The sequence below is a fragment of the Pandoraea anapnoica genome (assembly GCF_902459765.1).
Lineage (GTDB): Bacteria > Pseudomonadota > Gammaproteobacteria > Burkholderiales > Burkholderiaceae > Pandoraea > Pandoraea anapnoica.
This window is the reverse complement of sequence record NZ_CABPSP010000003.1, coordinates 258027-280610: the sequence shown is the minus strand read 5'-3', so window position 1 is coordinate 280610 and position 22584 is coordinate 258027. Positions and strand designations below refer to the sequence as shown.

General features: G+C 63.7%; 22 protein-coding genes. 13 read left to right on the top strand and 9 right to left on the bottom strand.

The window, feature by feature from the left end:
- Positions 1–283 precede the first annotated feature (283 nt).
- The 4 genes from PAN31117_RS06910 to PAN31117_RS06895 all read left to right on the top strand — a co-directional run bounded on the left by PAN31117_RS06910 (position 284) and on the right by PAN31117_RS06895 (position 3265).
- A complete protein-coding gene (locus PAN31117_RS06910) occupies positions 284–496 on the top strand; it encodes a hypothetical protein (protein WP_039392977.1) in 213 nt (70 codons plus the stop codon).
- Between the two features lie 55 nt (positions 497–551).
- Positions 552–926, top strand: coding sequence for a hypothetical protein (locus PAN31117_RS06905; RefSeq protein WP_150737532.1), 375 nt, complete (start codon positions 552–554; stop codon positions 924–926).
- Between the two features lie 122 nt (positions 927–1048).
- The gene (locus PAN31117_RS06900) at positions 1049–2350 is read left to right on the top strand and encodes an O-antigen ligase family protein (protein WP_150737531.1); all 1302 of its coding nucleotides are present in this window, start codon (positions 1049–1051) and stop codon (positions 2348–2350) included.
- 12 nt (positions 2351–2362) lie between these two features.
- Positions 2363–3265 carry a glycosyltransferase family 2 protein gene (locus PAN31117_RS06895; RefSeq protein WP_150737530.1) on the top strand — a complete coding sequence of 301 codons (903 nt, stop codon included), beginning with the start codon at positions 2363–2365 and terminating at the stop codon, positions 3263–3265.
- 38 nt (positions 3266–3303) lie between these two features.
- Here PAN31117_RS06895 and PAN31117_RS27060 read toward each other — a convergent pair whose 3' ends face one another.
- Entirely contained in the window at positions 3304–3474 is a 171-nt protein-coding gene (locus PAN31117_RS27060) for a hypothetical protein (RefSeq protein ID WP_174990859.1), read from the bottom strand.
- Positions 3475–3605: 131 nt separating this feature from the next.
- Positions 3606–4658 (bottom strand): YeiH family protein, encoded by a 1053-nt coding sequence (locus PAN31117_RS06890; RefSeq protein ID WP_150737529.1) that lies wholly within the window; start codon positions 4656–4658, stop codon positions 3606–3608.
- 223 nt (positions 4659–4881) lie between these two features.
- On the opposite strand from PAN31117_RS06890, the gene PAN31117_RS06885 reads away from it, so the two are divergent.
- Positions 4882–5544, top strand: a complete 663-nt coding sequence (locus PAN31117_RS06885; protein ID WP_150737528.1) for a 2-hydroxychromene-2-carboxylate isomerase — start codon at positions 4882–4884, stop codon at positions 5542–5544.
- Positions 5545–5570: 26 nt separating this feature from the next.
- On the opposite strand, the gene PAN31117_RS06880 is transcribed toward PAN31117_RS06885, so the two are convergent.
- The 4 genes from PAN31117_RS06880 to yfiR form a co-directional block, all read right to left on the bottom strand.
- Positions 5571–6878: an SGNH/GDSL hydrolase family protein gene (locus tag PAN31117_RS06880; protein ID WP_246188945.1), complete on the bottom strand. Its 1308-nt coding sequence runs from the start codon at positions 6876–6878 to the stop codon at positions 5571–5573.
- A 254-nt stretch (positions 6879–7132) separates the two neighbouring features.
- Entirely contained in the window at positions 7133–7756 is a 624-nt protein-coding gene (gene yfiB / locus PAN31117_RS06875; protein WP_306440182.1) for an outer membrane lipoprotein YfiB, read from the bottom strand.
- 77 nt (positions 7757–7833) lie between these two features.
- On the bottom strand, positions 7834–9096 hold the full coding sequence (gene dgcN / locus PAN31117_RS06870) for a diguanylate cyclase DgcN/YfiN (RefSeq protein WP_150737738.1): 1263 nt from the start codon (positions 9094–9096) through the stop codon (positions 7834–7836).
- Positions 9097–9242: 146 nt separating this feature from the next.
- Positions 9243–9797, bottom strand: a complete 555-nt coding sequence (gene yfiR, locus PAN31117_RS06865) for a regulatory sequestration protein YfiR (protein ID WP_150737527.1) — start codon at positions 9795–9797, stop codon at positions 9243–9245.
- A gap of 518 nt (positions 9798–10315) precedes the next feature.
- Between yfiR and PAN31117_RS06860 the strand changes: the two genes are divergently transcribed.
- The 5 genes from PAN31117_RS06860 to PAN31117_RS06840 all read left to right on the top strand — a co-directional run bounded on the left by PAN31117_RS06860 (position 10316) and on the right by PAN31117_RS06840 (position 17018).
- Positions 10316–12037 carry a putative bifunctional diguanylate cyclase/phosphodiesterase gene (locus tag PAN31117_RS06860; RefSeq protein ID WP_150737526.1) on the top strand — a complete coding sequence of 574 codons (1722 nt, stop codon included), beginning with the start codon at positions 10316–10318 and terminating at the stop codon, positions 12035–12037.
- A gap of 129 nt (positions 12038–12166) precedes the next feature.
- Complete coding sequence (locus PAN31117_RS06855; protein ID WP_150560610.1) at positions 12167–13273, top strand: S-(hydroxymethyl)glutathione dehydrogenase/class III alcohol dehydrogenase; 1107 nt, start codon at positions 12167–12169, stop codon at positions 13271–13273.
- Positions 13274–13494: 221 nt separating this feature from the next.
- Positions 13495–14232: an SH3 domain-containing protein gene (locus PAN31117_RS06850; RefSeq protein WP_150737525.1), complete on the top strand. Its 738-nt coding sequence runs from the start codon at positions 13495–13497 to the stop codon at positions 14230–14232.
- A gap of 759 nt (positions 14233–14991) precedes the next feature.
- The gene (gene bcaP, locus PAN31117_RS06845) at positions 14992–16386 is read left to right on the top strand and encodes a branched-chain amino acid transporter BcaP (RefSeq protein ID WP_150737524.1); all 1395 of its coding nucleotides are present in this window, start codon (positions 14992–14994) and stop codon (positions 16384–16386) included.
- A gap of 173 nt (positions 16387–16559) precedes the next feature.
- Positions 16560–17018: a cupin domain-containing protein gene (locus tag PAN31117_RS06840; RefSeq protein WP_150737523.1), complete on the top strand. Its 459-nt coding sequence runs from the start codon at positions 16560–16562 to the stop codon at positions 17016–17018.
- A gap of 73 nt (positions 17019–17091) precedes the next feature.
- On the opposite strand, the gene PAN31117_RS06835 is transcribed toward PAN31117_RS06840, so the two are convergent.
- Positions 17092–17385 (bottom strand): hypothetical protein, encoded by a 294-nt coding sequence (locus PAN31117_RS06835; protein ID WP_150737522.1) that lies wholly within the window; start codon positions 17383–17385, stop codon positions 17092–17094.
- 251 nt (positions 17386–17636) lie between these two features.
- On the opposite strand from PAN31117_RS06835, the gene kefF reads away from it, so the two are divergent.
- Both kefF and kefC read left to right on the top strand, forming a co-directional pair.
- Positions 17637–18356: a glutathione-regulated potassium-efflux system oxidoreductase KefF gene (gene kefF, locus PAN31117_RS06830; RefSeq protein WP_150737521.1), complete on the top strand. Its 720-nt coding sequence runs from the start codon at positions 17637–17639 to the stop codon at positions 18354–18356.
- Complete coding sequence (kefC, locus tag PAN31117_RS06825; RefSeq protein WP_246188944.1) at positions 18356–20281, top strand: glutathione-regulated potassium-efflux system protein KefC; 1926 nt, start codon at positions 18356–18358, stop codon at positions 20279–20281. Before kefF ends, kefC begins: the two co-directional genes overlap by 1 nt.
- 85 nt (positions 20282–20366) lie before the next feature.
- Here kefC and PAN31117_RS06820 read toward each other — a convergent pair whose 3' ends face one another.
- Positions 20367–20792, bottom strand: coding sequence for a hypothetical protein (locus PAN31117_RS06820; RefSeq protein WP_052252296.1), 426 nt, complete (start codon positions 20790–20792; stop codon positions 20367–20369).
- Positions 20793–21041: 249 nt separating this feature from the next.
- On the opposite strand from PAN31117_RS06820, the gene PAN31117_RS06815 reads away from it, so the two are divergent.
- Positions 21042–21944, top strand: coding sequence for a ferritin-like domain-containing protein (locus PAN31117_RS06815; RefSeq protein WP_150737520.1), 903 nt, complete (start codon positions 21042–21044; stop codon positions 21942–21944).
- A gap of 121 nt (positions 21945–22065) precedes the next feature.
- Here the strand turns inward: PAN31117_RS06815 and PAN31117_RS06810 are convergent, their stop codons facing one another.
- Positions 22066–22476, bottom strand: coding sequence for a DUF4148 domain-containing protein (locus tag PAN31117_RS06810; protein WP_174990858.1), 411 nt, complete (start codon positions 22474–22476; stop codon positions 22066–22068).
- Between the last annotated feature and the right edge of the window lie 108 nt (positions 22477–22584).

Genomic DNA, 22584 nt, shown 5'->3' with positions numbered 1-22584 from the left:
ACGGGAACACAAAAGACGTCGTCCAACGTGTTCTACGTATGAAACACGAATCACGTTCGGCATCCCTGGCCCACTGCCGCCTGTGCCGCGCTGGCAACTGTTACGGCAGCGCGTTCCTACCGTGTTTCGTTTCCGTAACGTTTTTTGATATCGGCGCGCGCCTCGTTCGCCCACACTCCTTACAAATCAAGCAGTTAATGGTTTCAAGAGAATTGGCACGGGATTTGCTGAGTCTTATGCAACGGCCCGTCGAGGCCGGAGGGCCAAATCTCTGGAGACTGTCATGTCAAGCGCCCATTTCCGCCGACCGCATCCGACAGTGGAACTCGCCCGGTGCGTGTTCCGGCAGCATTACATTCGCATCATGCAGGCCGAGCACCCCGGCAGCTATGCGGTGCTGGTCGACATCTGGCCGATGGACGGCCGGACGTATTCGAGCATCGATCAGGCCAAGCATGCGGCCATGCTGTTTATCCGCAATATGGAAAACGACTGAGTCCACGTAAGTGATTCCGCGCCAGCGGCCCTGGCGCGGCCAACGAGACGAGACCATGAAACATCACCACACACGTCACAGCGCCGCCAAGCGGCACGCCCTGGCTGCCATGCCGTCTTCGGCGCACCCAACGGCCCATTCGTCGGCCCGGGCACGCCAGCCGGTCGTCCTCGATCCGGCCGGCGACCCGTACGCCCGGGTTGCCGTCGAAGCCTACGCCGAGGCCTGCGCGCAGGACCAGCCGTGGCTGGCCGAAGCGCTGCAACGGCAATATCAGTTGGCAGGCGGCACGCCGTCGAGTGCCGCAGCGATCTGGCGCACGTTTCACGAAGCGCAACAACTGGCGCGCGATGGCGACAACTACGATGAGGCGGCCTGGACGCACGTGGCGTTGCATTTGTGCGGTGTTCTCGGCGCGATGAATCTGTAATTCTGAAATTTTAGGCAGATCGATGTTTTGGACGTTGCGTGGCGTCGACGGAAACCTTGGCGCTGCGGGCATTTCTGGCATACTTCGTGCAAAGTAAATTCCCGCAGTCTGCCTGGTAACCAATGAGCAAGTCCGCCGCGCCGGCACCGATTCCACGTCGGCACCTTTTTGCCAATATTTTCGGCACGCTGATTCTGCTGTTTCCCGCCGTATCCCTGGTCGTTCCACGCGGCGGGAACACGGCTATGTTCCTGACGGTGGCGCTCGGCGCCATTGTGCTTTTTTCGGGACGCGAACGAGGTGAAATCTGTTCGCTCGTACGTGAAAGACCCCACGTCCGTCTGTTGCTCATCTCGCTGGTGCTGCCGTTTTTCGCGATTCTGCTCGTCGAAATTCTGCACGGCCGGGTCGTCGCGAACACGCTCGACTCCCCGCTACGCTTCCTGCTCGCTACTTTCGTATTCCTCGGGCTGCGCCGGATCGTCGACGTCATGCCGAAGTGGACCGATCTGTCGTTCGCCGCCGGTGCGATCGCTGCGGCCTTCATGGCCTTGTATTCGACCGCAGACATTCTCGCCGCCCGCGCCGAAAGCTCCTTCCTGAATCCGATTCACTTCGGCGACATCGCCATCCTGCTGGGCGCGCTGTCCGTTGTGTCGATTCACTGGCTGTCACGCGATAAGGCGTGGACCGTTGCGTTCAAGCTGCTGGGCGCTGCTGCCGGGTGCTACGCGTCGTGGGCCAGCCAGTCCCGCGGGGGCTGGATCGTGCTGCCCGTGCTGCTGGTCGTCTGGCTGATGTGGCGCAATCAGCCGCTGAGCGCCGCACGGCGCGTCGCGATCGGCGTTGTCGTTACCGTACTACTGGCAGCCACGTTCAGTTCGCATGTCGTGCGCGAGCGCTTCGAAATGATCCGGTCGGATTTGGTCAATCTCTCCGCAGGCAACCCCAACACCTCGACCGGTATCCGAGTCGAACTGTGGAAAGTCGCCGGGAAACTCATCGGTGAGCACCCGTTGCTCGGCCTCGGCGCGCATGGGTATCGCGATGCGATGCCCGCCATGGCGGCATCCGGCGAGTTGACCCCGCTGGCCGCGGACCTTGGTAAGGGCGAAGTACACAACCAAATCCTCGCCTACTTCGTCGATTACGGATTGCTCGGCCTGCTGTGCATTCTCGGCGTCTACGTGGGTCCGGCCATCTTCTTCGTTCGCTCGGCGCAATTGGAACACGACCGCGTCAAGAATCGCGCGGCGTTGATGGGATTGATGACTGCGGTCGCCTTTGCTGTCTTCGGACTGACCGTGGAGACCTTCAATCTGAAAGTGACGGTCGCCTTCTATGCGACGATGCTGGCCCTGTTTGCCGCGTTCGCCTATCCTGTCGGCTCCTCAGACGACAGACCGCTCGTTGACAAGCGATAGCGCCGTGCCCTCATGTTAAGCATTCTGATCCCCACCTGGAACAACCTGCCGTTCCTCAAGCTGTGTATCGATAGCGTTCGCCGACACTCCGGCGAGGCGCACGAGATTCTCGTGCACGTCAACGACGGCAGCGACGGTACGCTCGAATGGGTGCGTGAGCAGGGCTTGCGTCACACACACAGCAGCGGCAACGTGGGCGTTTGCCTCGCGCTCAATCAGCTCGCACCGCTCGCGTCGCACGATCAGTTGCTGTTCCTGAACGACGACATGTTCGTCACGCCCGGCTGGGACACCGCGCTCATCGATGCCGCCCGCGCGCTCCAGGCACTCGGTACACCGATCTATTACCTCTCGTCGGTCATGGTCGAGCCCAACGCCGGAGTCAGCAAGCAAGTCGTTTCGAAGGATTTCGGCACGACGCCGGAGACGTTCGACGAAGCCGCAATGCTCGCGTTCGCCGCGTCGCTGGGACGCGACGACGTGAACGGCGTGCCGACGCAGCCCACGCTCGTGAGCCGCGCGCTATGGCACCTGGTCGGTGGCTACAGCATCGAGTTCGGCCCCGGCATGAGCAGCGACGATGACTTCCTGATGAAGCTCTGGCTGGTCGGCTGCCGGACGTTCCGTATCGTCGGCAAGAGCGTCGTCTATCACTTCGGCTGCCGCTCGACCGGACGCGTAGTGAAGAATCGCGGCAGTCGCGAATTCCTGATGAAGTGGGGGATGACGCAGGCCGAGTTCAAGCGCGACTATCTCGATCTCGCGGGCACACCCGCAGGCTCGGCACTACCTAACGTGCCGATGCCCAGCGGTAAGAGCCGCATCAAACGTGCGCTGCACGGCAGCAAGCCCTACCCGCTCGAAGACCTCGCGCGCTGGGACGCCAACGTCCCGCGCCATCTGAAGCTGGACTGAGACGTCCGGCCTCGCGCCAGTACCGTTGAAACCGTGAATCAGTGCCGTGGGTGACGGATGCGTGCCCACGCGTGCTCAAGACGCTTCACCGCAGGACTATCCGGGTGACGTGTCCACCAGACCCCCATCTCCCACACCATGCCCGCGAGTACAGCGATCACAACGAGTGCGCCGATGGTGTACCAGATCTCGCCGAATGAGCTCGACATAACGGCCTCCCGGAAACGCCGAAAATGCATTACGGACGACCGGCGGCCGTCCGTGATTGCATTCTAGGCCACAAAACCCGGCTTGCCCGCCGGGTCTGCCCTAAGGTCGAGGCTTCATCGTTCCCACCACCTCAGAGCTGCCCCATCGTCAGTTGCACCACGAGGCTGCTGACCGACACCGCCGCCCAGACACCCAGTCCGAGCAGGATCGGACGCACACCGGTCGATGCCATGCGACGCAGGTTCGACGACAGGCCGATGGCGGTGAGCGCCACGATGATCAGGAATTCGGCAGCATCGTGAATCCACGGTTGCAGCGCCGGGGGCACGAGGCCTGCCGTACGGATGCCCGAAGCGATCAGGAAGCCGAGGATGAACCACGGGAAAATGCGGGCGAGGCTGAAGTTGCCTGCACCGGCACGCTTGGCGCGGTAAGCCACGATGGCGGCCAGCGTCAGACAGATCGGGATGATCAGCGTGGCACGGGTCAGCTTGACGATCGTGGCGTAGTCGCCGGCCGCCTTGCTGTAGCTGTAACCGGCCGCCACCACCGACGACGTGTCGTTGATCGCCGTGCCAGCCCACATTCCGAAGCCCAGGTCCGAGAGGTGCAGCGCGTGACCGAGCACCGGGAACAGCAGCACGGCGGCGATATTGAACAGGAAGATGGTCGAGATGGCGAACGCCGTTTCGTGATCGTCCGGCTTCACGATGGGCGTGACGGCGGCAATCGCCGAACCGCCGCAAATGGCCGTGCCCACGCCGATGAGCAGCTTGAGCTTGTCGGGCACGCCCAGGAGTCGACCCAGCCCCCAGGCCGACAGACCGGCGGCGGTAATCGTGACCGCCGTGACAGCGAGCGATTCGAGTCCAGTGTGCGCCACCTGCGACAGGCTCAGACCGAAACCCAGCGCGATGATCGACCACTGAAGCACGTACTTCGATGCGAACTTGATGCCGGACTCGTAACGTGCGCCCGGGGCGAAGATATTACGCACGAGAATGCCAAGCAGAATGCCGAACACCGGACCGCCGACGAGCGGCATCTGACGCCCCAGCAACAGCGCCACGAAAGCAATCGCGGTCGAGAGAATGAGGCCCGCCCAGGGGTTGTGCTGATCCGGCACCAGCGTGTCGGGACGGCTGGCCGAAGCGGGCGTTGCAGCGTGGGTTTTTGTTGTCATGTCGGGCACTCCTTGCGAATGAGTGCCAGTCTAAAAACTCCACTTCAATAATAAAAATCGTTATATCAAATACAAAACATCCAAAATTCCGATAAATCTTCGAGGCAATGATAAGCCGCTGATTCCATGAGGGTTTTGGCGGCGTTCGCGCGGTCCCGGTACACTGTCCTGAGCGTCAAGTCGCACGCGCCGAGAAAAATTTTTATACAGGAGACCGCGCCCCATGTCGCAAACTGACGACACTCCCGCCCGTCACGCCCAGTGGTATTTCGACTTCGCCTCCCCGTTTGCATACCTGCAATTCGAGCGCTTCGATACGCTGCCGCCCACTCTAGACATCGAACTCAAACCCATCGTGCTGGGCGCTATCCTCGTGCACTTGCAGACGCAGGGACCGGCAGAGACCCCGTACAAGCGCATCTTTACCTATCGCATGGCGCAGTTCCGCGCCGAACAGGACGGCATTGCGTACCGGATGCCGCCTGTGCACCCGTTCCATCCGATTCGCGTGCTGCGCCTGGCGGTCGCCTTAGGCGCGACGCACGATATCGTGCGCACGATCTTCCGCTTCATCTGGGCGGAGGGGCGCGACGTGACCGACCCGCAGGGCTGGGCCGATCTGAGCGAGCGCCTCGGCCTGCACCCCGACGACGCGGCAGCGCGTGCGGAATCGCCTGAGGTCAAAGCGGCGCTTCGCGAGAACACCGAAGGGGCAATTGCCGCCGGGGTGTTCGGCGTGCCGACGTTTGCTTATGACGGGGAGTTGTATTGGGGGGACGACGCCACGGCGATGTTCCGTCACTGCCTCGCGCATCCGGAATGGCTGCGGTCTCCGGACGTCAGTCGTCTGCAACAGGTGACGGTCGGCGTGAAACGCGAGCGTTGATAGCGACGGTGGTCCGCTGACAGGCGTTAGCGCGCAGCGCCGGACGATTGCGTCTTCGCACCGATACCAAGAATCAGCGGCAGCGGCACGGCGTCCGCCATCGCGGAGTAACCGGCGTCGCTCGGGTGCGTGCCGTCGCCGCTATCCAGGCGCGGCAGCATACGTGTCGGTTGCGACGGATCGCGCAATGCCGCGTCGAAATCGATCACGCCATCGAAAGCGCCGCCGGTACGTACCCACTGATTGACGGCCTCACGCACGGCTTCGCGCTCAGGCGGCAGTTTTCCCGGCGGGATCGTGGTGCCGAGAATGCGCACGTTGCGGGTGTGCGCCGCGGCAATCAGCGACTGATAGCCCGCGATCATTTCCGGTGCGGTCACGATCACATGAGGTACGTCGCAATCGAGCCCGCCGTGCGGCGGCACGTAACCGAAATTGATGTCGTTGATGCCGATCTGCACGACGACCGTCTTCACGCCGGGTTGCTCCAGGGCATCGCGACGAAAACGCGCCACCAGCCGCTCGCCGTAGCAGGCCGAATCGTGCAGCAGGCGATTGCCGCTAATGCCAAGATTGAGCACTGCGATATCGCGTCGCCCGGCGGCGTCCAGACGACGCATCAACGCATCCGGCCAACGACGATTGGCGTTCAGCGTGCTGCGCATGCCGTCCGTAATCGAATCGCCGATCGCGACGATGGCGTGCGACGGTGCGTCGGGCACGACGCTCAGCCCGGCCAGCCACAACGTATTCGTGAAGCGCGTGGGGAACGACCCCGCCTGTGCGTTATCGACGAAATCCCCCGCCCCGCTCAGAAAGGCGGTTTGCTGCGCGATCTTGTGCCACGTGGTGGGTGTCTTCGATTCTTGCGTGAAGAGACTGACGGCCAGCGGCGTTCCGGCGCGCACAGTGAACGGCAACGGGTCGCTTTCGAGCGATGCGCCCGGCGCAATCCGTGTCGCCGGTTGCCCGCCAAACGTCAGGCCTCGCACCGTGCCCGCGTCGATGGCCGCACCGCGTGTGGACACAGCAAGGCTTGCACGTTCGATGATCAGAGGCTGCGTGCCGTAGGCGTTCGAGAACCGCACGCGGACATCGTTACCGGACAGCGTGGGATAAACGATCTGACGAACGGTGCGCCCGCCTGCGGCCGGCGCCCGGTTGAACGAAGGCGCAGCCGGATGCTGCGCGACGGCTTGCGGCGCCGTCGCCCATGTCCCGACGCGCGCGTTCGGACCATTCGATGCGCCCTGCCCCTGAGCAAACGCCGTCGAGGACACACCGGTGATGGTGACCGCGAACACGGTCAGCGCGACGCGCAAAGCGCGTTGCATTCGGGGCGAGCCCTCGGCAACGGGAAACCGATAGTTCGTAAGCGTAGACAACGTCGGGAGCATGAGAACGGCGTGGGCCAGCATGGGTGATTCGGGCAGCAGTCGCCATTGTGCCTGATTGCGGCCGTTGGCAAGGACTTACATTACCTTTCAGGCATGGGCCTGCCGCCCGGTTTGGCGTGTCGAAACCTGACAAGCTAAAACGCCAGGACTCAGTACGTCGAAGTCAGTACGTCGAAGTCAGCACGTCGAAGTCAGCGCGTCGAAATCACGATGGCGACGCGCCGGTTCTGCGCACGTCCTGCCGGTGTGCTGTTGTCGGCGACCGGATTGCGCTTGCCCGCCCCGATCGTCTGAATACCTGCACGCTTGACACCCGCATCGGCCAGCACGCCTGCCACTGCCTCGGCACGGCGCGCCGAAAGCTGCTCGTTGTACGTTTCGCTGCCGACCGAATCGGTGTATCCGTAGACGCGAACGGCGTCGAGTCCGACCTTCACCAGCGTGTGCCCGATGCGCGTAACCGTCTCGCGCGCGGGATCGCGCACCACGAACTTGTCAGTGTCGAAGAGGACCGTGTCCGACAGCCCGAACTCCCAGCCTTCGTCCGTCTGCGTGAAGCCTTCCGACTTGAGCGCTGCGATCTGCTCAGGCGTCAGGCCGTGCACCGGCGTTGTCTGGCAACCCGCGAGCGCACCGAAGCCGAGCAGGGCTAGCAGCCCGAGCGCGCGGCGCAGAAGCGTCCGGTAGTGCGAGAAAGTGCGATTCAGCGCGGCGGCGAAGTTGCCACCGAAGTTGCCCCGGCGGGCAGATGAATGTTGTGAGCTGCCCGTGCCGACAGCGTCGGCAGTATTAGCAGCGATAGCAGCGAAGTCCAAGGCCAATCCCCATTGCGGTGTGAAATCCGGTCGACATTTATCTTTATGTTTTTACAGCTTACGTGTTGCTCGCCGCCTTATCCCTTGGGGCTTTCCGCAACATGCCAGGTACCGTCTCCGGCACGCTTGGCCTGATACATCGCCGCATCCGCCGCGCGCAGCAGCGCTACCGCGTCGTTGGCGTGTGTCGGGTACAACGCCACACCGATACTCATCGATGTGGCCAGCTCGCTGCCGTCGGGCAGTGCAATCGGCCGCTCCATCGAGGCGAGCAGGTTCTGCGCGAGACGTACGGCGTTGGACGTCTGCCGCACGCCGGGCAGCATCACCGCGAACTCGTCGCCGCCCAGACGCGCCACCAAATCCCCCTCGCGCAGCGGCTGCCGCAGACGCTCGGCAATCGCTACGAGCACCGCGTCGCCAGCGTCGTGGCCGAGCTGATCGTTGATGTCTTTGAAGCGGTTGCTGTCGAGATACAACAGCGCGACGTGTGTGCCCAACTCACGCGCTTCGTCGAGCGCCTGCACCAGCCGCGACTCGAAATACGCACGATTGGGCAACCCCGTCAGCGGGTCGTGATTCGCCTGATGGGCGAGCGTCGCATTCTGGGCGCGCAAATGGTTCTGCCAGCCCTCGAACTCGTCGAGCAGCGCGTTAAAGTCGTCGCCCAGTTCCTTGAGTTCGGCAATCGGTGTGGCGGCCACGCGCTGGTGGAACGCCCGTTCGCGACGCACCGCGTGCGCCACTTCCGCCAGCGCACGCAGCGGCTTGACGATATCGCGATGCATCCGCTTGGCGAGCACATTCGCAACGCCGAACGTGACGGCCAGACACGCAAGCACACCGCCGATTCCGCTCATCAGAAACACGAAGAACTGCTTGCCCTGCCCCTGGACTTCGATCGTGCCGACAATTTTGTCTTCGTGACGGATCGGCAACGTCACCGGGCCGGGCATGGCGATGTCGGCGACGGTTCGCTCGATCCGCGCGAGCGTGCCGCCGTCGGGACGCCGCCACATCGCGAACTGCGCGTTGCGCGCATCGAGCACGCGCACCTGAACCACGTCTTCGTCTTTGGCAATGAGCGCAATCGCTTCCTGCGCCGCGACCTTGTCGCCGAACACAACCGCCGCTTCGGCGGTGTAGGCCAGCGAGCGGCCGATCAGCAGCAGATTGTTTTCGGCGTAGGCGCGCAACGCGATCCACGCGACGCCGGAGAGCAGAAGGGCGGCGAGGACCACGGCGGAGACCGCGAGACGCAGATGCGTGCGTCGAAGCACGCGCTGCAAGGAGGGTCGTCGCCGACGCACGGACGACGCAGCAGGCGGCGTCGAAGTCACGGCGGCGGCACCTGGCGGTGGCTCTTGTGTCGATTCGTGCGCCGCTGCACCGGCCGCCGCATCTGGCGCGGCCTGCGGTGACAGCAGTCCGGCCATGGGCGTCCCGGGTCCGGACGGCGGTGGATGGGCTGGGGGGAATTGGGTGGTCATGGCGTTGCCGGCTTTCGCGCCAGCTTCAGCACGTTCGGGTGGACACGCACGCCGCTGCGCGCGACCGTGTCGAGGTTAATATCGAAGGTCACCCGGTCCGCATCGATGTTCAGGCAGAACATCGTGCCGACGGTGCACGAGTCGTTGCGCTCGCTGATCGTCAACACGGGATGACCGGCGAGGTTGGCCAGCACCTGGCGACGCTCGGTGTCGCTCATCGCGCCGAGGTACAACACGTCGCACAACGAACCGATGGCCGGCTCCAGAGGGGAGATGCGTTGCGCTTCCACCGGTGGCGCGCTGCCTGACGGCTGAGCCGCCAGCAAGTCGCGCGCGTAGTCGGTGTTGCCCGCCACGCACAGACGCACTTTCGCAGGCGTCGTCGGCCAGCGGGTGAAACTGATGATGCCGAGCACGACTTGCCGGACATTGGCGTCACGCACACTGACGGAAGTGGTCCCGGCGGTACTGGCATTGCCCGCATTACCGGCGGCCGACGACTGCGCCGCTGCCTGCCCTGCCAGCCCGGTCACGAGGACACTCAGGCACATGAGGCACCGCCACGAACGCGCGCGCGCAGACCGGCCTCTGCCGCATGCCTGCCGCAGGCCCCGTGTCACACCGGTCGTCTTTGTCCGGATGCTATGCAACGTCGCCTTCCCTCAGTACCCAAATGTTCGCGGTCGTCCGCTTGCCCGTAAAAATGCACTGGCGGCACCACCGGCGAGATCGACGCCATTTCGGTGTCATCCCGACGGAAATAGGCCGCATGATACCGAACGGCTCCTCGCGAAGCCATACGGACTAGGTCCGGCGAGGCATTTCCACATCGGTGACGCCAGCCCACAGCATGCGCGTGCCGCCGCCTTTTCGGAACCCCTTCCGACCCCGCGTTTTCCCTTGCACGAAGACGCTTGCATCGTGGCAGAATGGCGTTCATAACCAATTGAAAAACAAGAGGAATCGGGCGACGAGATCGCTCGATTTTCGAGATAAAAATCGCGACGCCAGGGAGGTGTTGCATGACGTTCCTGAATCCCGGCCGGGTCGGCTTTCGGGAGGTACGGACGTGAACGATCCCGTACCTCGTCGGGTGCCCGACGTCCAGGGCGAGTTGAGCCGTGCCGCGCTCGACAGCGCGCCGTATGCGATGTTCGTCTGTACCGACGACGGCATGCTCGAACGCATGAACGCGGCGTTCACAGGCCTGACCGGCTATATGCCCGACGACCTCCTGGGCAAACGCAGCTTCCTCTCCCTGCTCGATCCCGCGGAACTGGCACGCCGCCGCCTGCCTGCACTGGCCAGTCTGTCGGCGCATGAAGCGGTGCCGTATGACGACGAGTGGCATCTGCTCACTCACATCCGGAGTTGGCTGCCGATCCGTCTCGCGCTCTCTTGCGTCGAACACGCACCGGGCGAGCGCCGCTGGGTCGGCATCGTGCTCGATCTGTCGCAGCAAGTGCAAGTGGCGTCGCGACTCTGGTATGTCACGCACCACGACCCGGTCACGAGCCTGCCCAATCAGACCTTGCTCAACGAACGTCTCGAACTGGCGATCCATCGCTGCGCGATTCAGCAGGTCGGGCTGACGGTGATGCTGGTCGAACTCGATCACCTGCGCAAACTGCGCAGCACCTTCGGTCCACCCGCCGCCGAGCTGGCGCTTCGCATCGCGGCCGAGCGGCTGCGCGAGGCAAGCGGCCCCGAGGACGCCCTCGCCTGTCTGGGCGGCAGTCAGTTCGTGATCGTCACCAACGAAACCGGAGACGACGCACGCCTGCTCGCTGCGCGCATTCAGGCGCGGCTCGCACAATGGGTGGACGTCGATCAGAACTCCGTTGCGCTGGATGCGAGCATCGGCGCGGTCAGCTACCCGGATCACGGAAATACCCCCGAGACACTGCTGCGGCGGGCCCATGTGGCGCTCGGCATTGCCAGCGCCGCCGGTGGTGGTCTGCGCTTTTTCAGCAGCGAGATGGATTCACAGGCACGCCGCCGCAACGAACTGGAAACGCTGCTGCGCGTGGCCGTGCATGAGGCGTCGCATTCGCAGTTGCATCTCGTCTACCAGCCGCAGGTCACGCTCTCGACGGGCGAAATCCGCAGCGCAGAGACACTGCTGCGCTGGCGTCACCCCTCGCTTGGCGCGGTCGGCCCGGCGGAATTCGTGCCGATTGCCGAGACTTCAGGGCTGATTCTGCCGCTGGGCGAGTGGGTGATGCAGACCGCCTGCCGGGAGGCGAGCCGGTTACTGCGACGCTGCGGCCATTTGCCGCGCATCTCCGTGAACGTCTCCGCACAGCAATTCGCGAGGCAGGACGTCGTAGGCATGATCGAGCGCGCGCTTAACGCCCATGCGCTGGAACCGCGTCATCTGGAAATCGAAATCACCGAGACGGTCTTGCTGGGCGACTCCAGCACCGCCGTCGGCTGTCTGCGCTCGCTGCACGACATGGGCGTAGAGATTGCCGTGGACGACTTCGGCACAGGCTACGCGAGTCTTGCCTATCTCACCCGCTTTCCGATTCATCGACTGAAGATCGATCAGAGCTTCGTGCGCGACATGCTCACGCATGCACCGAGCCACGCCATCGTGAGCGCCGTCGTCGCCATGGCGCACTCGCTGGGGCTGCGTGTGACGGCCGAAGGCGTCGAGACACAGGCGCAGGCGCAGCGGCTCACCGAACTGGGCTGCGACGAGGCGCAGGGCTACTGGTTCGCACGCCCGATCGACGCACAGGGCTTCTATCACATCGTGGCACCGCTGGGCAGCGGCGCACGGCGCTGAGCGATTCATGTATCCAGCGACGTCTTTTTTGTCGACATGGCGCGTCAAGACTCGCGCGTGACTTTAGAACGCGGTATGGTACGTCGCGAAGGGATTCCCCCGAACGACGTAGCAACGAGGAATAACGCCATGAAAACCAAAGCCGCCATTGCCTGGGAAGCGGGCAAACCCCTGACCATCGAGGAAGTCGATCTGGAAGGGCCGCGTGCCGGCGAGGTGCTGATCGAGGTCAAGGCCACCGGCATCTGCCATACGGACTACTACACACTCTCCGGCGCCGACCCGGAAGGTATCTTCCCCGCCATCCTCGGCCATGAGGGCGCGGGCGTGATCGTCGACGTCGGCCCCGGTGTGACCACGCTCAAGAAGGACGACCACGTCATTCCGCTGTACACGCCGGAATGCCGTCAGTGCAAATTCTGCCTGTCGCGCAAGACCAACCTGTGTCAGGCGATCCGCAGCACGCAGGGTCGCGGCCTGATGCCGGACGCCACGTCGCGCTTCTCGCTCGACGGCAAGCCCATCTTCCATTACATGGGCACGTCCACCTTCTCGAACTACATCGTCGTGCCGGAAATTGCCGTGGCGAAAGTCCGCTCCGACGCGCCGTTCGACAAGGTCTGCTACATCGGCTGCGGCGTGACGACCGGCGTCGGTGCCGTCGTCTATTCGGCGAAGGTCGAAGCGGGCGCGAATGTCGTCGTGTTCGGTCTGGGCGGCATCGGCCTGAACGTGATTCAGGGTGCGAAGATGGTCGGCGCGGACAAGATCATCGGCGTCGACATCAACCCGGGACGTGTGGAACTCGCCAAGAAGTTCGGCATGACGCACTTCATCAACCCGAACGAAGTGGAAAACGTCGTCGACACCATCGTGCAGCTGACCGACGGCGGCGCGGACTATTCGTTCGAGTGCATCGGCAACGTCACGACCATGCGTCAGGCGCTGGAATGCTGCCACAAGGGCTGGGGGCAATCGTTCATCATCGGCGTGGCCGCAGCGGGTCAGGAGATCAGCACGCGTCCGTTCCAGTTGGTGACGGGTCGCGAGTGGAAGGGTTCGGCGTTCGGCGGCGCGCGTGGCCGCACCGACGTGCCGAAGATCGTCGACTGGTACATGGAAGGCAAGATCAATATCGACGATCTGATCACGCACACGCTGCGTCTCGACCAGATCAACGAAGGCTTCGATCTGATGAAGCGCGGCGAGTCCATCCGTTCCGTCGTGCTGTACTGATCTCGCAGAGACCCCCATGCGCGGCGGCGTGCATGGGACGGTGGGCGAACATCGCCCCCGTAACACGCGACAATATTCCGGCAACGTTTCGTTACGCTTTACCGCAAACCATCGGGCAGGGCATCCGGTCGAACCGACATGGAGCACGTGAAGAAGCGTGAAGAGGTTCGGGACGGCCATCGTCGCGCATCGCCCGAATCAGGGAGATCAGGGAGGCGAACATGAACAAACAAACCTTGCCACTGGTCGTCGCGGCCGCGACCGTGCTGACGACGCTTGCCGCGGTGCCCGGCGTCGCGTCGGCACAGTCCGGGCAGGCGGTCATCAACGCATCGGCCAATGTGCGGGCAGGCCCGGCGTCTGACTACCCGGTCGTCGCTCAGGCGGGGCCTGGCATGCCGGTGACGGTCTACGGCTGTGTAGCGGGCTATTCGTGGTGCGATATCGGCTTGCCCGGTGCACGCGGATGGATCTACGGCGCATTGCTCAGCTATCCCTATCAGGGCAATCCGGTGCCTGTGCTGAACTACGGGACGATGATCGGCTTGCCGATCATCACCTTCTCTATCGGTTCGTACTGGGGCAACTATTACCGTAACCGTCCCTGGTACAACGATCAGCGTTACTGGCATCGTCCTCCGCCGGGACCGCGCCCGCCTCATTGGGGACCGGGGCCGGGGCCGCGACCGCCGGGACACGGTTACTACCCGGGCCACCCGCGTCCGCCGGGTCATGGGGCGGGACCGGGTCCAAGGCCGCCGGGACATGGCGCAGGCCCGGGGCCGCGCCCGCCCGGCCAGGGCGGTGGTCCGGGTCCGCGTCCGCCGGGAGGTGGAAATGGGGGCGGGCACGGTGGCGGAAACGGTGGCGGAAACGGGGGTGGACATGGCGGGGGTCATGGAGGCGGCCATGGTGGGGGCCGTCCGCCGGGCGGAGGTCCGGGCGGCCCGAACCGATAGCGCGTGCGGACCGACGGTTTGAAATTGGGCAGATGAGTGGCGGGGGTTGTCGGTGCCCTGACGGAGCGACTTTCAGGTGGAGCGCAGTCAGGGTATCGGCAGCCCCCGCGGCCCGGAGGCTGGCCAGGGCGAGGTGGTGTTGGCGGGATGTGGTGTTCAGTAGATCCCCGCCACTCCCCCATCCGCCCCTAATTAAGCAGTAACTACACGCACTTTGGGAAAAACGCTTAAAATGTGAGCAATTCCGGCCAGGCGGAGGTGCCGAACGGGCGCCGATGGCCGGACCGCAGGACAGCGAGCCCTTGCACACCGACGCCTTTCGGCGTCCCCGTGCACCAACATTGCAGACCCTTCAGCAGACCTATCTCCGGTGTGCCGCAGCGAAGAATCAAAGCATCGCGGCGGTCACAACAGTCCGGCAGGATCCTCAGTAAGTCTCGATTGTGTTCGTCCCGCCCCGGCGCGCCCTCTCCCTGGGCGGCGGCGTCGTGGCATGCCTATCGCCATGCCTCATCGTCGGCACGCGCTACCCGCGCCCGCCGGTGTCGGCCGTATTGCCCGTGCATTGTGTCCGGGCGGCGCTAGCGCAACGACGTGGTTCGTCAAACCCTGTGGCTTTCCGCCACGCATGGGAGCGAGCGGCCACAAGCCCGGGTGCCCTTTGCAGCCAGGTTGCGGGACACGTCTCCCGCAGATTCCCCGGATGGCGCTCGCCACGCGAACGCCAGGGGCATACGTTGCAGGAACCTTTTGCAGGCAATGAGTCTTTTTCGAACCAAAAACATCGAGAACATGCTGGTCGCGGGTCGCACCGGCGATCTCAAGAAAGTGCTGGGCCCGGTCGACCTCGTCCTCATGGGCATCGGCGCCATTATCGGCACCGGCATCTTCGTTCTCACCGGCACCGGCGCGCTGACCGCTGGCCCCGCGCTCACCGTCTCGTTCATGATCGCCGCGATGGCCTGCGGCTTCGCCGCGCTGTGCTACGCCGAGTTCGCCTCCACCATCCCCGTCTCCGGCTCCATCTACACGTACAGCTACGCCACGCTCGGTGAAATCGTCGCGTGGATCATCGGCTGGGATCTGATGCTCGAATACGGGCTGGCGTCCTCCGCCGTGTCCGTCGGCTGGTCCGGTTACTTCCAGTCGCTTGCCGCCGGATTCGGCCTTCATCTGCCCGCCGCGATTACCGCAGCGCCCGGCAGCGTGCCCGGCGTGACTACGTTCATCAACCTGCCCGCCGTCGTGATCATGCTGCTTATCACGTGGGTGCTGTCGTACGGCGTGCGCGAGTCCGCACGCATCAACAACCTGATGGTCGCGATCAAGATCGGCGTCGTGCTGCTGTTCATCGCCGTGGGTGTATGGCACGTAAAACCGGCCAACTGGACACCGTTCATGCCGTTCGGCACCAGCGGCATGTTCAACGCCGCCGCGCTCGTGTTCTTTGCCTTCATCGGCTTCGACGCCGTCACGTCCGCCGCCGAAGAAGTGCGTAACCCGGGACGCGACCTGCCCATCGGCATCATCGGCTCGCTGATCGTCTGCACCCTGTTGTATGTGGCGGTGGCTGCGATCATGACCGGCATTGTGCCGTTCGCGCAGTTCGCCGGGGTCGATCACCCGGTGTCGCTCGCGCTGCAATATGCCGGACAGAACTGGATCGCAGGCTTCGTCGATCTGGGCGCGATTCTCGGTATGACCACCGTCATTCTCGTGATGACGTACGGCCAGACGCGCATCACCTACGCCATGTCGCGCGACGGCCTGCTGCCGCCACTGCTCTCGCGCATTCACCCCACGCACAAAACGCCGTTCGCGGGCACGTGGATCATTGGCGTGGTGTTCGCCGTGATCGCAGGCTTCGTGCCGCTGGGTGTGCTCGCCGAGCTGATCAACATCGGCACCTTGTCGGCGTTCGCGCTGGTGTCGGTGGCCGTGCTCGTGCTGCGCCGCACGCGCCCCGACCTGCCGCGAGTGTTCCGCGTGCCGGGTGCACCGGTCGTGCCGCTCATTTCCGTGGGGCTGTGCCTGTTCCTGATGGCGCATCTGCAAACGACCACGTGGATCGCCTTCGTGGTGTGGCTCGCGATCGGTATGGTGATCTACTTCACCTACGCCCGCCGCAACGCACTGCTGCACAAGCAAGGCTAATACCCGCAACACCGACTTTCCCCATCTCGCGCGCTGTCGCGAGTGGGCGTATAGTCCGGCACAGGGCCTCGGGGGACACATCGGTGTGCCCCGAGGCCCTTTCGTATCTCTCGCATTCGTCCGTGCATTTCCCTAGCCGTCGTCACCACACGTCTTAGCCAAGGAATCCAAACATGCGCCGTTATGTCCTGCTTGCCGCTGTGCCTGCCGCGTTCGCTGCCGGCCTCCTGTCTTCCCATCTGATACCGAGCGCCGTAGCGCAAGCTGCGCCGCTCACGCCACAGATCATCGACGTCGGCGCGATGACCGACGAGCAGATCGGCAAGCTCGTCCCCAACGTGGGTACGCTGCGCTCGCGCACGCTGGTCGCCACGCAAAACGGCACCGTCGCCGTGCAAAGCGGGAACGTGCCGCGTCACACCCATCAGGATGCCGATGAAATTCAGTACGTGATTTCGGGCAGCGGCACCTTCTGGCTGGGCGACCAGCAGCGCGAAGTGCATCCGGGCGATCTGATCGTGATTCCGCGCGGCACCGTGCATGCCGGGTCGCAGAACACCAGCGGCGAGTTCAAGGTGCTGGCGATCAAGTTGCCGCCGCAAGCGCCTAACGATATTCAGTGGGTGAAGTGAAGGGATGACGGTCCGGCACGCAGACGCCTGACGGACCCGTGCCCCATCACCGACGCCGCGACGCAGCGACAGGTCAGCCGAAGTGGCGATTGAGCCAGACGGCGCCGTAGCCGAGCGCAAACATCGTGAGCAGCAAGGGCACCGAGATGCGGATGATCTGAATGACGAGCGGACGCGGCGGCAAATCCTCGTCCTGCGGCATACGGGCCGCCTCATGTAGCGCACCCGTGCAGAGCGCCGCCGCCACCGCGCTCGCGAACACCCAGAACGTCTGGTTGTAGAGCAAGGCGACGAGCAACAGCGTGAGCGCCACGTTGCGTCCGTGATAGATCAGATTGACGGTATTGCGAAAGGCTTGCGGCGACATGTCGGAAAAGCACTGACGTGTGCATGGCTGCACCGCCTGCGCGAAGTGTTTTGTTATTCGTTTTTTTGATCCGCGGCGCGCCCAAAACGCACCGCGGTCCCTTTATTCCTAACGGCTTTGCTTGCCGAGTCTTTAGCGGATCAGCGGCCGCTCACCGGCTCCCGGTGTCGGTGTGTCGTGCATCTTAACGTGCCGGTCGCAACACTTTGGTCCGATGCCGTGCGTCATACGAATGGAGTATCCTCCCCCGCATGACAGCCCCCGCCTCCTCCCGTCTCCAGCAAGCCGCACAGGACACCCACGACAGTGCCCCGCAGCGTGCCGTCTACGTCATCGTGGCGCATCCGCGCTGGCGCGACTCGCGCGTCAACCGACGCCTGCTCGAAGCCGCACGCGGCATCGACGGTGTCGACGTCAACGATCTCTACTCGACGTACCCCGACTTCAGCATCGACGTTGCCGCCGAGCAGGAACGCGTGGCGCGCGCCGACCTGATCGTGCTCGTGCATCCGATCTACTGGTACAGCATGCCGCCGTTGCAGAAACTCTGGTTCGACGAAGTGCTGTCGTGGGGCTGGGCTTACGGTCAGGACGGCCATGCACTCGCCAACAAGGACCTCTGGCTCGTGGCCAGCACCGGCGGGCCGCTCGAAAGTTACCGTCCCGAAGGGTACAACCAGCACGAGTTTTCTGCCTTCCTGCCCGCTTACGAGCAGACGTCGCAACTGTGCGGCATGCGTTTTTTGCCGCCGCATGTGCTCTTTGGCGCACGACGCTGCGACGCCGCTGCGCTCGACACCCACGTGAGCGAATTCGCCGGACGTCTCGCCACTTACCCGCACTGGCCGGAACTGATCTCGATGGCGGACGCCGCCGAATGTCAGGCGATCCCGTCGACGGATCGGCCACGCTGCGCCACGGGCGACAGCACGCAGAACACCACCGACACCGCTCCCGGGAGGGCCGCCTGATGGAACATGTGCCGTCCTGGTTGCTCGCCAGCCTCATCTATCTGGCGGCGGCCGTCATTGTCGTGCCGCTCTCCCGAGCGCTCGGTCTTGGCGCGATCATCGGCTACCTTGCCGCCGGGATCGCCATCGGCCCGTGGGGCCTCGGCCTGGTCTCGCGAGTGGAAGATGTCCTGCACTTTGCCGAATTCGGCGTGGTGCTGATGCTGTTCCTCGTGGGTCTCGAACTGGAACCGCGCCGCCTGTGGAGCTTACGACGGCCGATCTTCGGCTGGGGCTCGGCGCAGGTCATCGGGTGCGCCGTGTTGCTGTTTGGAGCGGGCGTCGCCCTCGGTGCGCCGTGGCGCATCGCCCTCGTCGCCGCGCTCGGTCTCGCACTGTCCTCCACCGCTATCGCCTTGCAGGTGATGGCCGAGCGCAACATGCTCGCCACCGCCAGCGGTCAGGCGGGTTTTTCGATTCTGCTGTTTCAGGATGTCGCCGCGATCCCCATTCTCGCATTGCTGCCACTGCTCGCCGATTCGGTAGACAGTCATGCACTGACGGGTACGGCGCGCGCGCTCGAAGCTCTGAAGATCGTCGGCGTGATTGCCGCCATCATTCTCGGCGGCCGTCTCGCACTGCGTCCGCTGCTGCGCTGGATTGCTAACAGCAAGACACCCGAGATCTTCACGGCGGCGGCGTTGTTGCTGGTCGTCGCGATCGCGACGCTGATGCAACTGGTCGGGTTGTCGATGGCGCTCGGTGCCTTCCTCGCAGGCGTGCTGCTCGCCGAAAGCGAATACCGTCGCGAACTCGAAACCGACATCGAGCCGTTCAAGGGATTGCTGCTGGGGTTGTTCTTCATCGCCGTGGGCATGAGCATCGACTTCGGTGTGCTGATGGCGCAACCGCTGCGCATGCTCGCTGTAGTGATCGGCTTCATGGCGCTCAAGGGACTCGCGATCTACAGTTTGTCGCGCCTGATGCAGTTGCCGTATCAGGAGCGTCCGATCTTCACGCTGCTGCTCGCGCAAGGCGGCGAATTCGCCTTCGTGGTGTTCCAGTCGGCCGGACCGCAAGTGCTGCCGCCGGCGGTGTCGTCGTTCCTGATCGGCGCTGTCGCGCTATCGATGCTGCTCTCTCCGCTGTTGCTCGTGGCCATCGACAAGTGGTTGCTGCCACGTTACAGCGTGAAGGGGTCGCCGCGCATGGAGGAGATCTCGGAGCCGCAGTCGGCCAACGTGGTGATCTGCGGCTTCGGACGTTACGGCCAGATCGTCGGCCGCACGCTGATTCCGCAGGGCGTGTCGGTTACCGTGCTGGATCACGATCCGGACACCATCGAGAGTCTGCGCCAGTTCGGCTTTCGCGTGTTCTACGGCGATGCGACGCGCCTCGATCTGCTGCGCATTGCGGGCGTCGCCAACGCGCGTGCGGTGGTCATCGCAGTGGACGATATCGATCAGTCGCTCGAAATCGCCGATCTGATGCGCGAGCATTTCCCCGACGTGCCCGTCATCGCCAGAGCGCGCAACGTTGGACACTTGTTCCAGTTGCGCGAGCGTGGCGTGAAGCACATCGAGCGGGAAGTCTTCGAGTCGTCGCTGCGCAGCGCGCGCTCGGTGCTCGAAACGTTGGGGTGGCCGGCGTCCGAAGCTCGTGAAGCGACGATGGCGTTCAGGCGCGCCAATTTGCAGTTGACGGACGAAATGTATCCCTCCTACCAGGATCGCAACAAGATGATCGCCACCGCGAAGGAAGGGCGTCGTCAGTTCGAAGAGCAGATGGCGCGCGAGCGGGCGACGCGTCGCGCACAGCGACAGGTCACGTTTGGCTGGGACGGTGACAGCGCCCCGGAAAAGACACCCGAGCCAGCCACCGCCGACACCTCAACGTCTCAGGATCACACCGGGACATCGCGCGCAGGCGACAAACCTCACGCCTGAGCGATCCCTCGCCGAGATCCTGCCATCGCTAACGCACGCTATCGCATCGATAGCGTGCATCCCCGTCCGGCCAATCATTCGACGATCAGTCGAACGGTTTGAAGTGGCCGTCGGCGGGCACACGGGCGTCGGCGCGCAGGCGCGTTTCCGCTTCCACACCGGCCAGCCCACGATAATAAAGATGCACGGCAATGGCGGCTGAGTAACGGCGGATTTCCACGAGCGTGAGATGCGCATGCTCGGCTGAAGTGAACATCAGATACGGCGATTCTTCTTCGATCAGTCCGGCGACCTGATGCAGGCCATGACGATGCAGCACTTCCGTGAGTTCATCGCGGCTGCGGTGCGTGTTCGCGTCGGTGGCCGGGTACATCATGCGCAGCAGCGCGAGCGGATGGTCGGCAACGGCGAGCGACAACGCCTGTACGACAGCGTGACTATCGAGAGCCGTAGCCACGGCTTCACCTTCGGGACGATGCTGCGGAAAGAGTTGCTCAAGGGTCAGCGACATGATGAGTCCATTGCAAGGTAGCTGCGAAAACTGCGACAGCGGCTCTACAGTCTAGACACGTCTGCGTGCGCGATATAGCGCGTCGCGCGAATACCTGCGTTGCACGCGCCGCAACAATTACCAAATATTTCACCCGTCGCGCTGTGCGGACTTTACACGAGACGGTCTGCACGGCGCGTGCATAGCGCTTGGTGATATGATTTTTGTCGACGCCGACAGACCTCATACCGAATGCGATATCCCGACCAGATGTCCGACACGTTAGCGGCCGCCGTAGCGCAGGCCGACCATGTCATGCGGCATTGGCAATACGATGTCGACGGCCCCGTGAAAATTGGTTCGGACTCCCACAAACGCATGTTCTGCCGCATGCTGCTGGAGTCTCACAACCCCTACAAGCCGTCCGTCATCGAGTGGCCCAGGCTGCCGCCCGACGCCCTCAAACGTCTGACCGCGCTGCCCATCTGGGACATCGCCGTGCAGACGGAAGGACGCGCATCGATTCGCGTCGCTACTTACGCGGCCACGATTCAGGACCCGCTGCTGCGTGAAGCCCTCGTCATGGACGGCGAGGAAGAAGCGCGTCACAAGGTCGTGCTCTCCAAACTCGTCGAAGCCTACGGCATCGAACTCGCCGCCGAGCCGCCTTACCCGCCGCCGAAAGACGCCGAATGGGCGTGGATGAAGACCGGCTTCAGCGAGTGCATCGACAGCTTCGTCGCTTTCGGTCTATTCCGCTCGGCGCAGCGCTCCGGCTATTTTCCCGAAGCACTCGTCGAGACGTTTGAACCGGTGATTCAGGAAGAAGCACGCCACATTCTCTTTTTCGCGAACTGGGTGGCCTGGTACCGGCGAACGCTGCCGTTCTGGAAGCGTCCGTGGTTTTACGCCCGTGTCGCAGCCGTCTGGGTCACGCTGATCTGGGATCGCATGGCGATCGCGCGCGGCATCGACACCGACGGCGTCGCACGCGACGCCAATTTTCCTGCGACGGGCACGGCCGACATCGGCGAATCGCTGAAGCCGCGCGATCTGATCCTGCTGTGCCTGGAAGAGGACGCCCGGCGCATGGACGGTTACGACAAGCGCCTGTTGCGTCCGACCTTCGTGCCGAAGCTCGCCCGCATCGCGCTGCGCTTCATGAAAGCCTGACGAACGTCGCGCTCGTCGACGAGTTGCGACAGATCGCAAATACAAAAAAGCCGTCCCGGGCATCACACCCGGGACGGCTTTTTAACTTTCGACTGCTGCGGCCGTATCAGCCTCGCGGCGATCAGCTGCCTTGGAACTCGTTCAGTTGGCCAGCAGCGCGGGCACGGGCCAGCTCTTGCTTGACGTCGGCGCGCGACACGCTCGAACCTTGGGCGACGGCGGCGACCGGGTAGTCCTGATCGTTTTGTGCCATCAGGCCTTCAGCGCGGGCTTGCGCCAGTTCCGTCTTCACTTCGGCGCGGGTCTTGCTCTCACCCGAAGCGACATACACCGGATAGTCGGCGTCGCCTTGCGGGATCAGGCCGTTGGCGCGAGCCTGAGCCAGATCGGCTTGCACGGCAGCACGCGTGAGCGGCTGACCTTGCGAAGCGATTTCGGGGTAGTTGTTGCCGTTTTCGGCGGCGTTGCTAGCAACGGCACCAAGGGAAGCCACAGCGGCGATAAGGGCGATTGCGATGTTCTTGCGGTTCATTTTCCTAACTCCTGTCATGTTGCGACGACTTTGTTTTGAATTGCGCCGTCGATGGAAAGAAGTCTAGAACTCTCGCTTGCAATGAAAAATGCGATATTTGTCGAGGAA

What these genes read in the sequence shown, in the direction of transcription:
- PAN31117_RS06890 (WP_150737529.1), bottom strand. Translation starts at nt 4,658, where the DNA reads ATGACAACAAAAACCCACGCTGCAACGCCCGCTTCGGCCAGCCGTCCC.
- PAN31117_RS27060 (WP_174990859.1), bottom strand. Translation starts at nt 3,474, where the DNA reads ATGTCGAGCTCATTCGGCGAGATCTGGTACACCATCGGCGCACTCGTT.
- PAN31117_RS06885 (WP_150737528.1), top strand. Translation starts at nt 4,882, where the DNA reads ATGTCGCAAACTGACGACACTCCCGCCCGTCACGCCCAGTGGTATTTC.
- PAN31117_RS06895 (WP_150737530.1), top strand. Translation starts at nt 2,363, where the DNA reads ATGTTAAGCATTCTGATCCCCACCTGGAACAACCTGCCGTTCCTCAAG.
- PAN31117_RS06850 (WP_150737525.1), top strand. Translation starts at nt 13,495, where the DNA reads ATGAACAAACAAACCTTGCCACTGGTCGTCGCGGCCGCGACCGTGCTG.
- PAN31117_RS06910 (WP_039392977.1), top strand. Translation starts at nt 284, where the DNA reads ATGTCAAGCGCCCATTTCCGCCGACCGCATCCGACAGTGGAACTCGCC.
- yfiR (WP_150737527.1), bottom strand. Translation starts at nt 9,797, where the DNA reads ATGTGCCTGAGTGTCCTCGTGACCGGGCTGGCAGGGCAGGCAGCGGCG.
- PAN31117_RS06880 (WP_246188945.1), bottom strand. Translation starts at nt 6,878, where the DNA reads ATGCAACGCGCTTTGCGCGTCGCGCTGACCGTGTTCGCGGTCACCATC.
- PAN31117_RS06855 (WP_150560610.1), top strand. Translation starts at nt 12,167, where the DNA reads ATGAAAACCAAAGCCGCCATTGCCTGGGAAGCGGGCAAACCCCTGACC.
- PAN31117_RS06840 (WP_150737523.1), top strand. Translation starts at nt 16,560, where the DNA reads ATGCGCCGTTATGTCCTGCTTGCCGCTGTGCCTGCCGCGTTCGCTGCC.
- bcaP (WP_150737524.1), top strand. Translation starts at nt 14,992, where the DNA reads ATGAGTCTTTTTCGAACCAAAAACATCGAGAACATGCTGGTCGCGGGT.
- PAN31117_RS06820 (WP_052252296.1), bottom strand. Translation starts at nt 20,792, where the DNA reads ATGTCGCTGACCCTTGAGCAACTCTTTCCGCAGCATCGTCCCGAAGGT.
- PAN31117_RS06810 (WP_174990858.1), bottom strand. Translation starts at nt 22,476, where the DNA reads ATGAACCGCAAGAACATCGCAATCGCCCTTATCGCCGCTGTGGCTTCC.
- PAN31117_RS06815 (WP_150737520.1), top strand. Translation starts at nt 21,042, where the DNA reads ATGTCCGACACGTTAGCGGCCGCCGTAGCGCAGGCCGACCATGTCATG.
- PAN31117_RS06835 (WP_150737522.1), bottom strand. Translation starts at nt 17,385, where the DNA reads ATGTCGCCGCAAGCCTTTCGCAATACCGTCAATCTGATCTATCACGGA.
- kefC (WP_246188944.1), top strand. Translation starts at nt 18,356, where the DNA reads ATGGAACATGTGCCGTCCTGGTTGCTCGCCAGCCTCATCTATCTGGCG.
- PAN31117_RS06900 (WP_150737531.1), top strand. Translation starts at nt 1,049, where the DNA reads ATGAGCAAGTCCGCCGCGCCGGCACCGATTCCACGTCGGCACCTTTTT.
- kefF (WP_150737521.1), top strand. Translation starts at nt 17,637, where the DNA reads ATGACAGCCCCCGCCTCCTCCCGTCTCCAGCAAGCCGCACAGGACACC.
- PAN31117_RS06905 (WP_150737532.1), top strand. Translation starts at nt 552, where the DNA reads ATGAAACATCACCACACACGTCACAGCGCCGCCAAGCGGCACGCCCTG.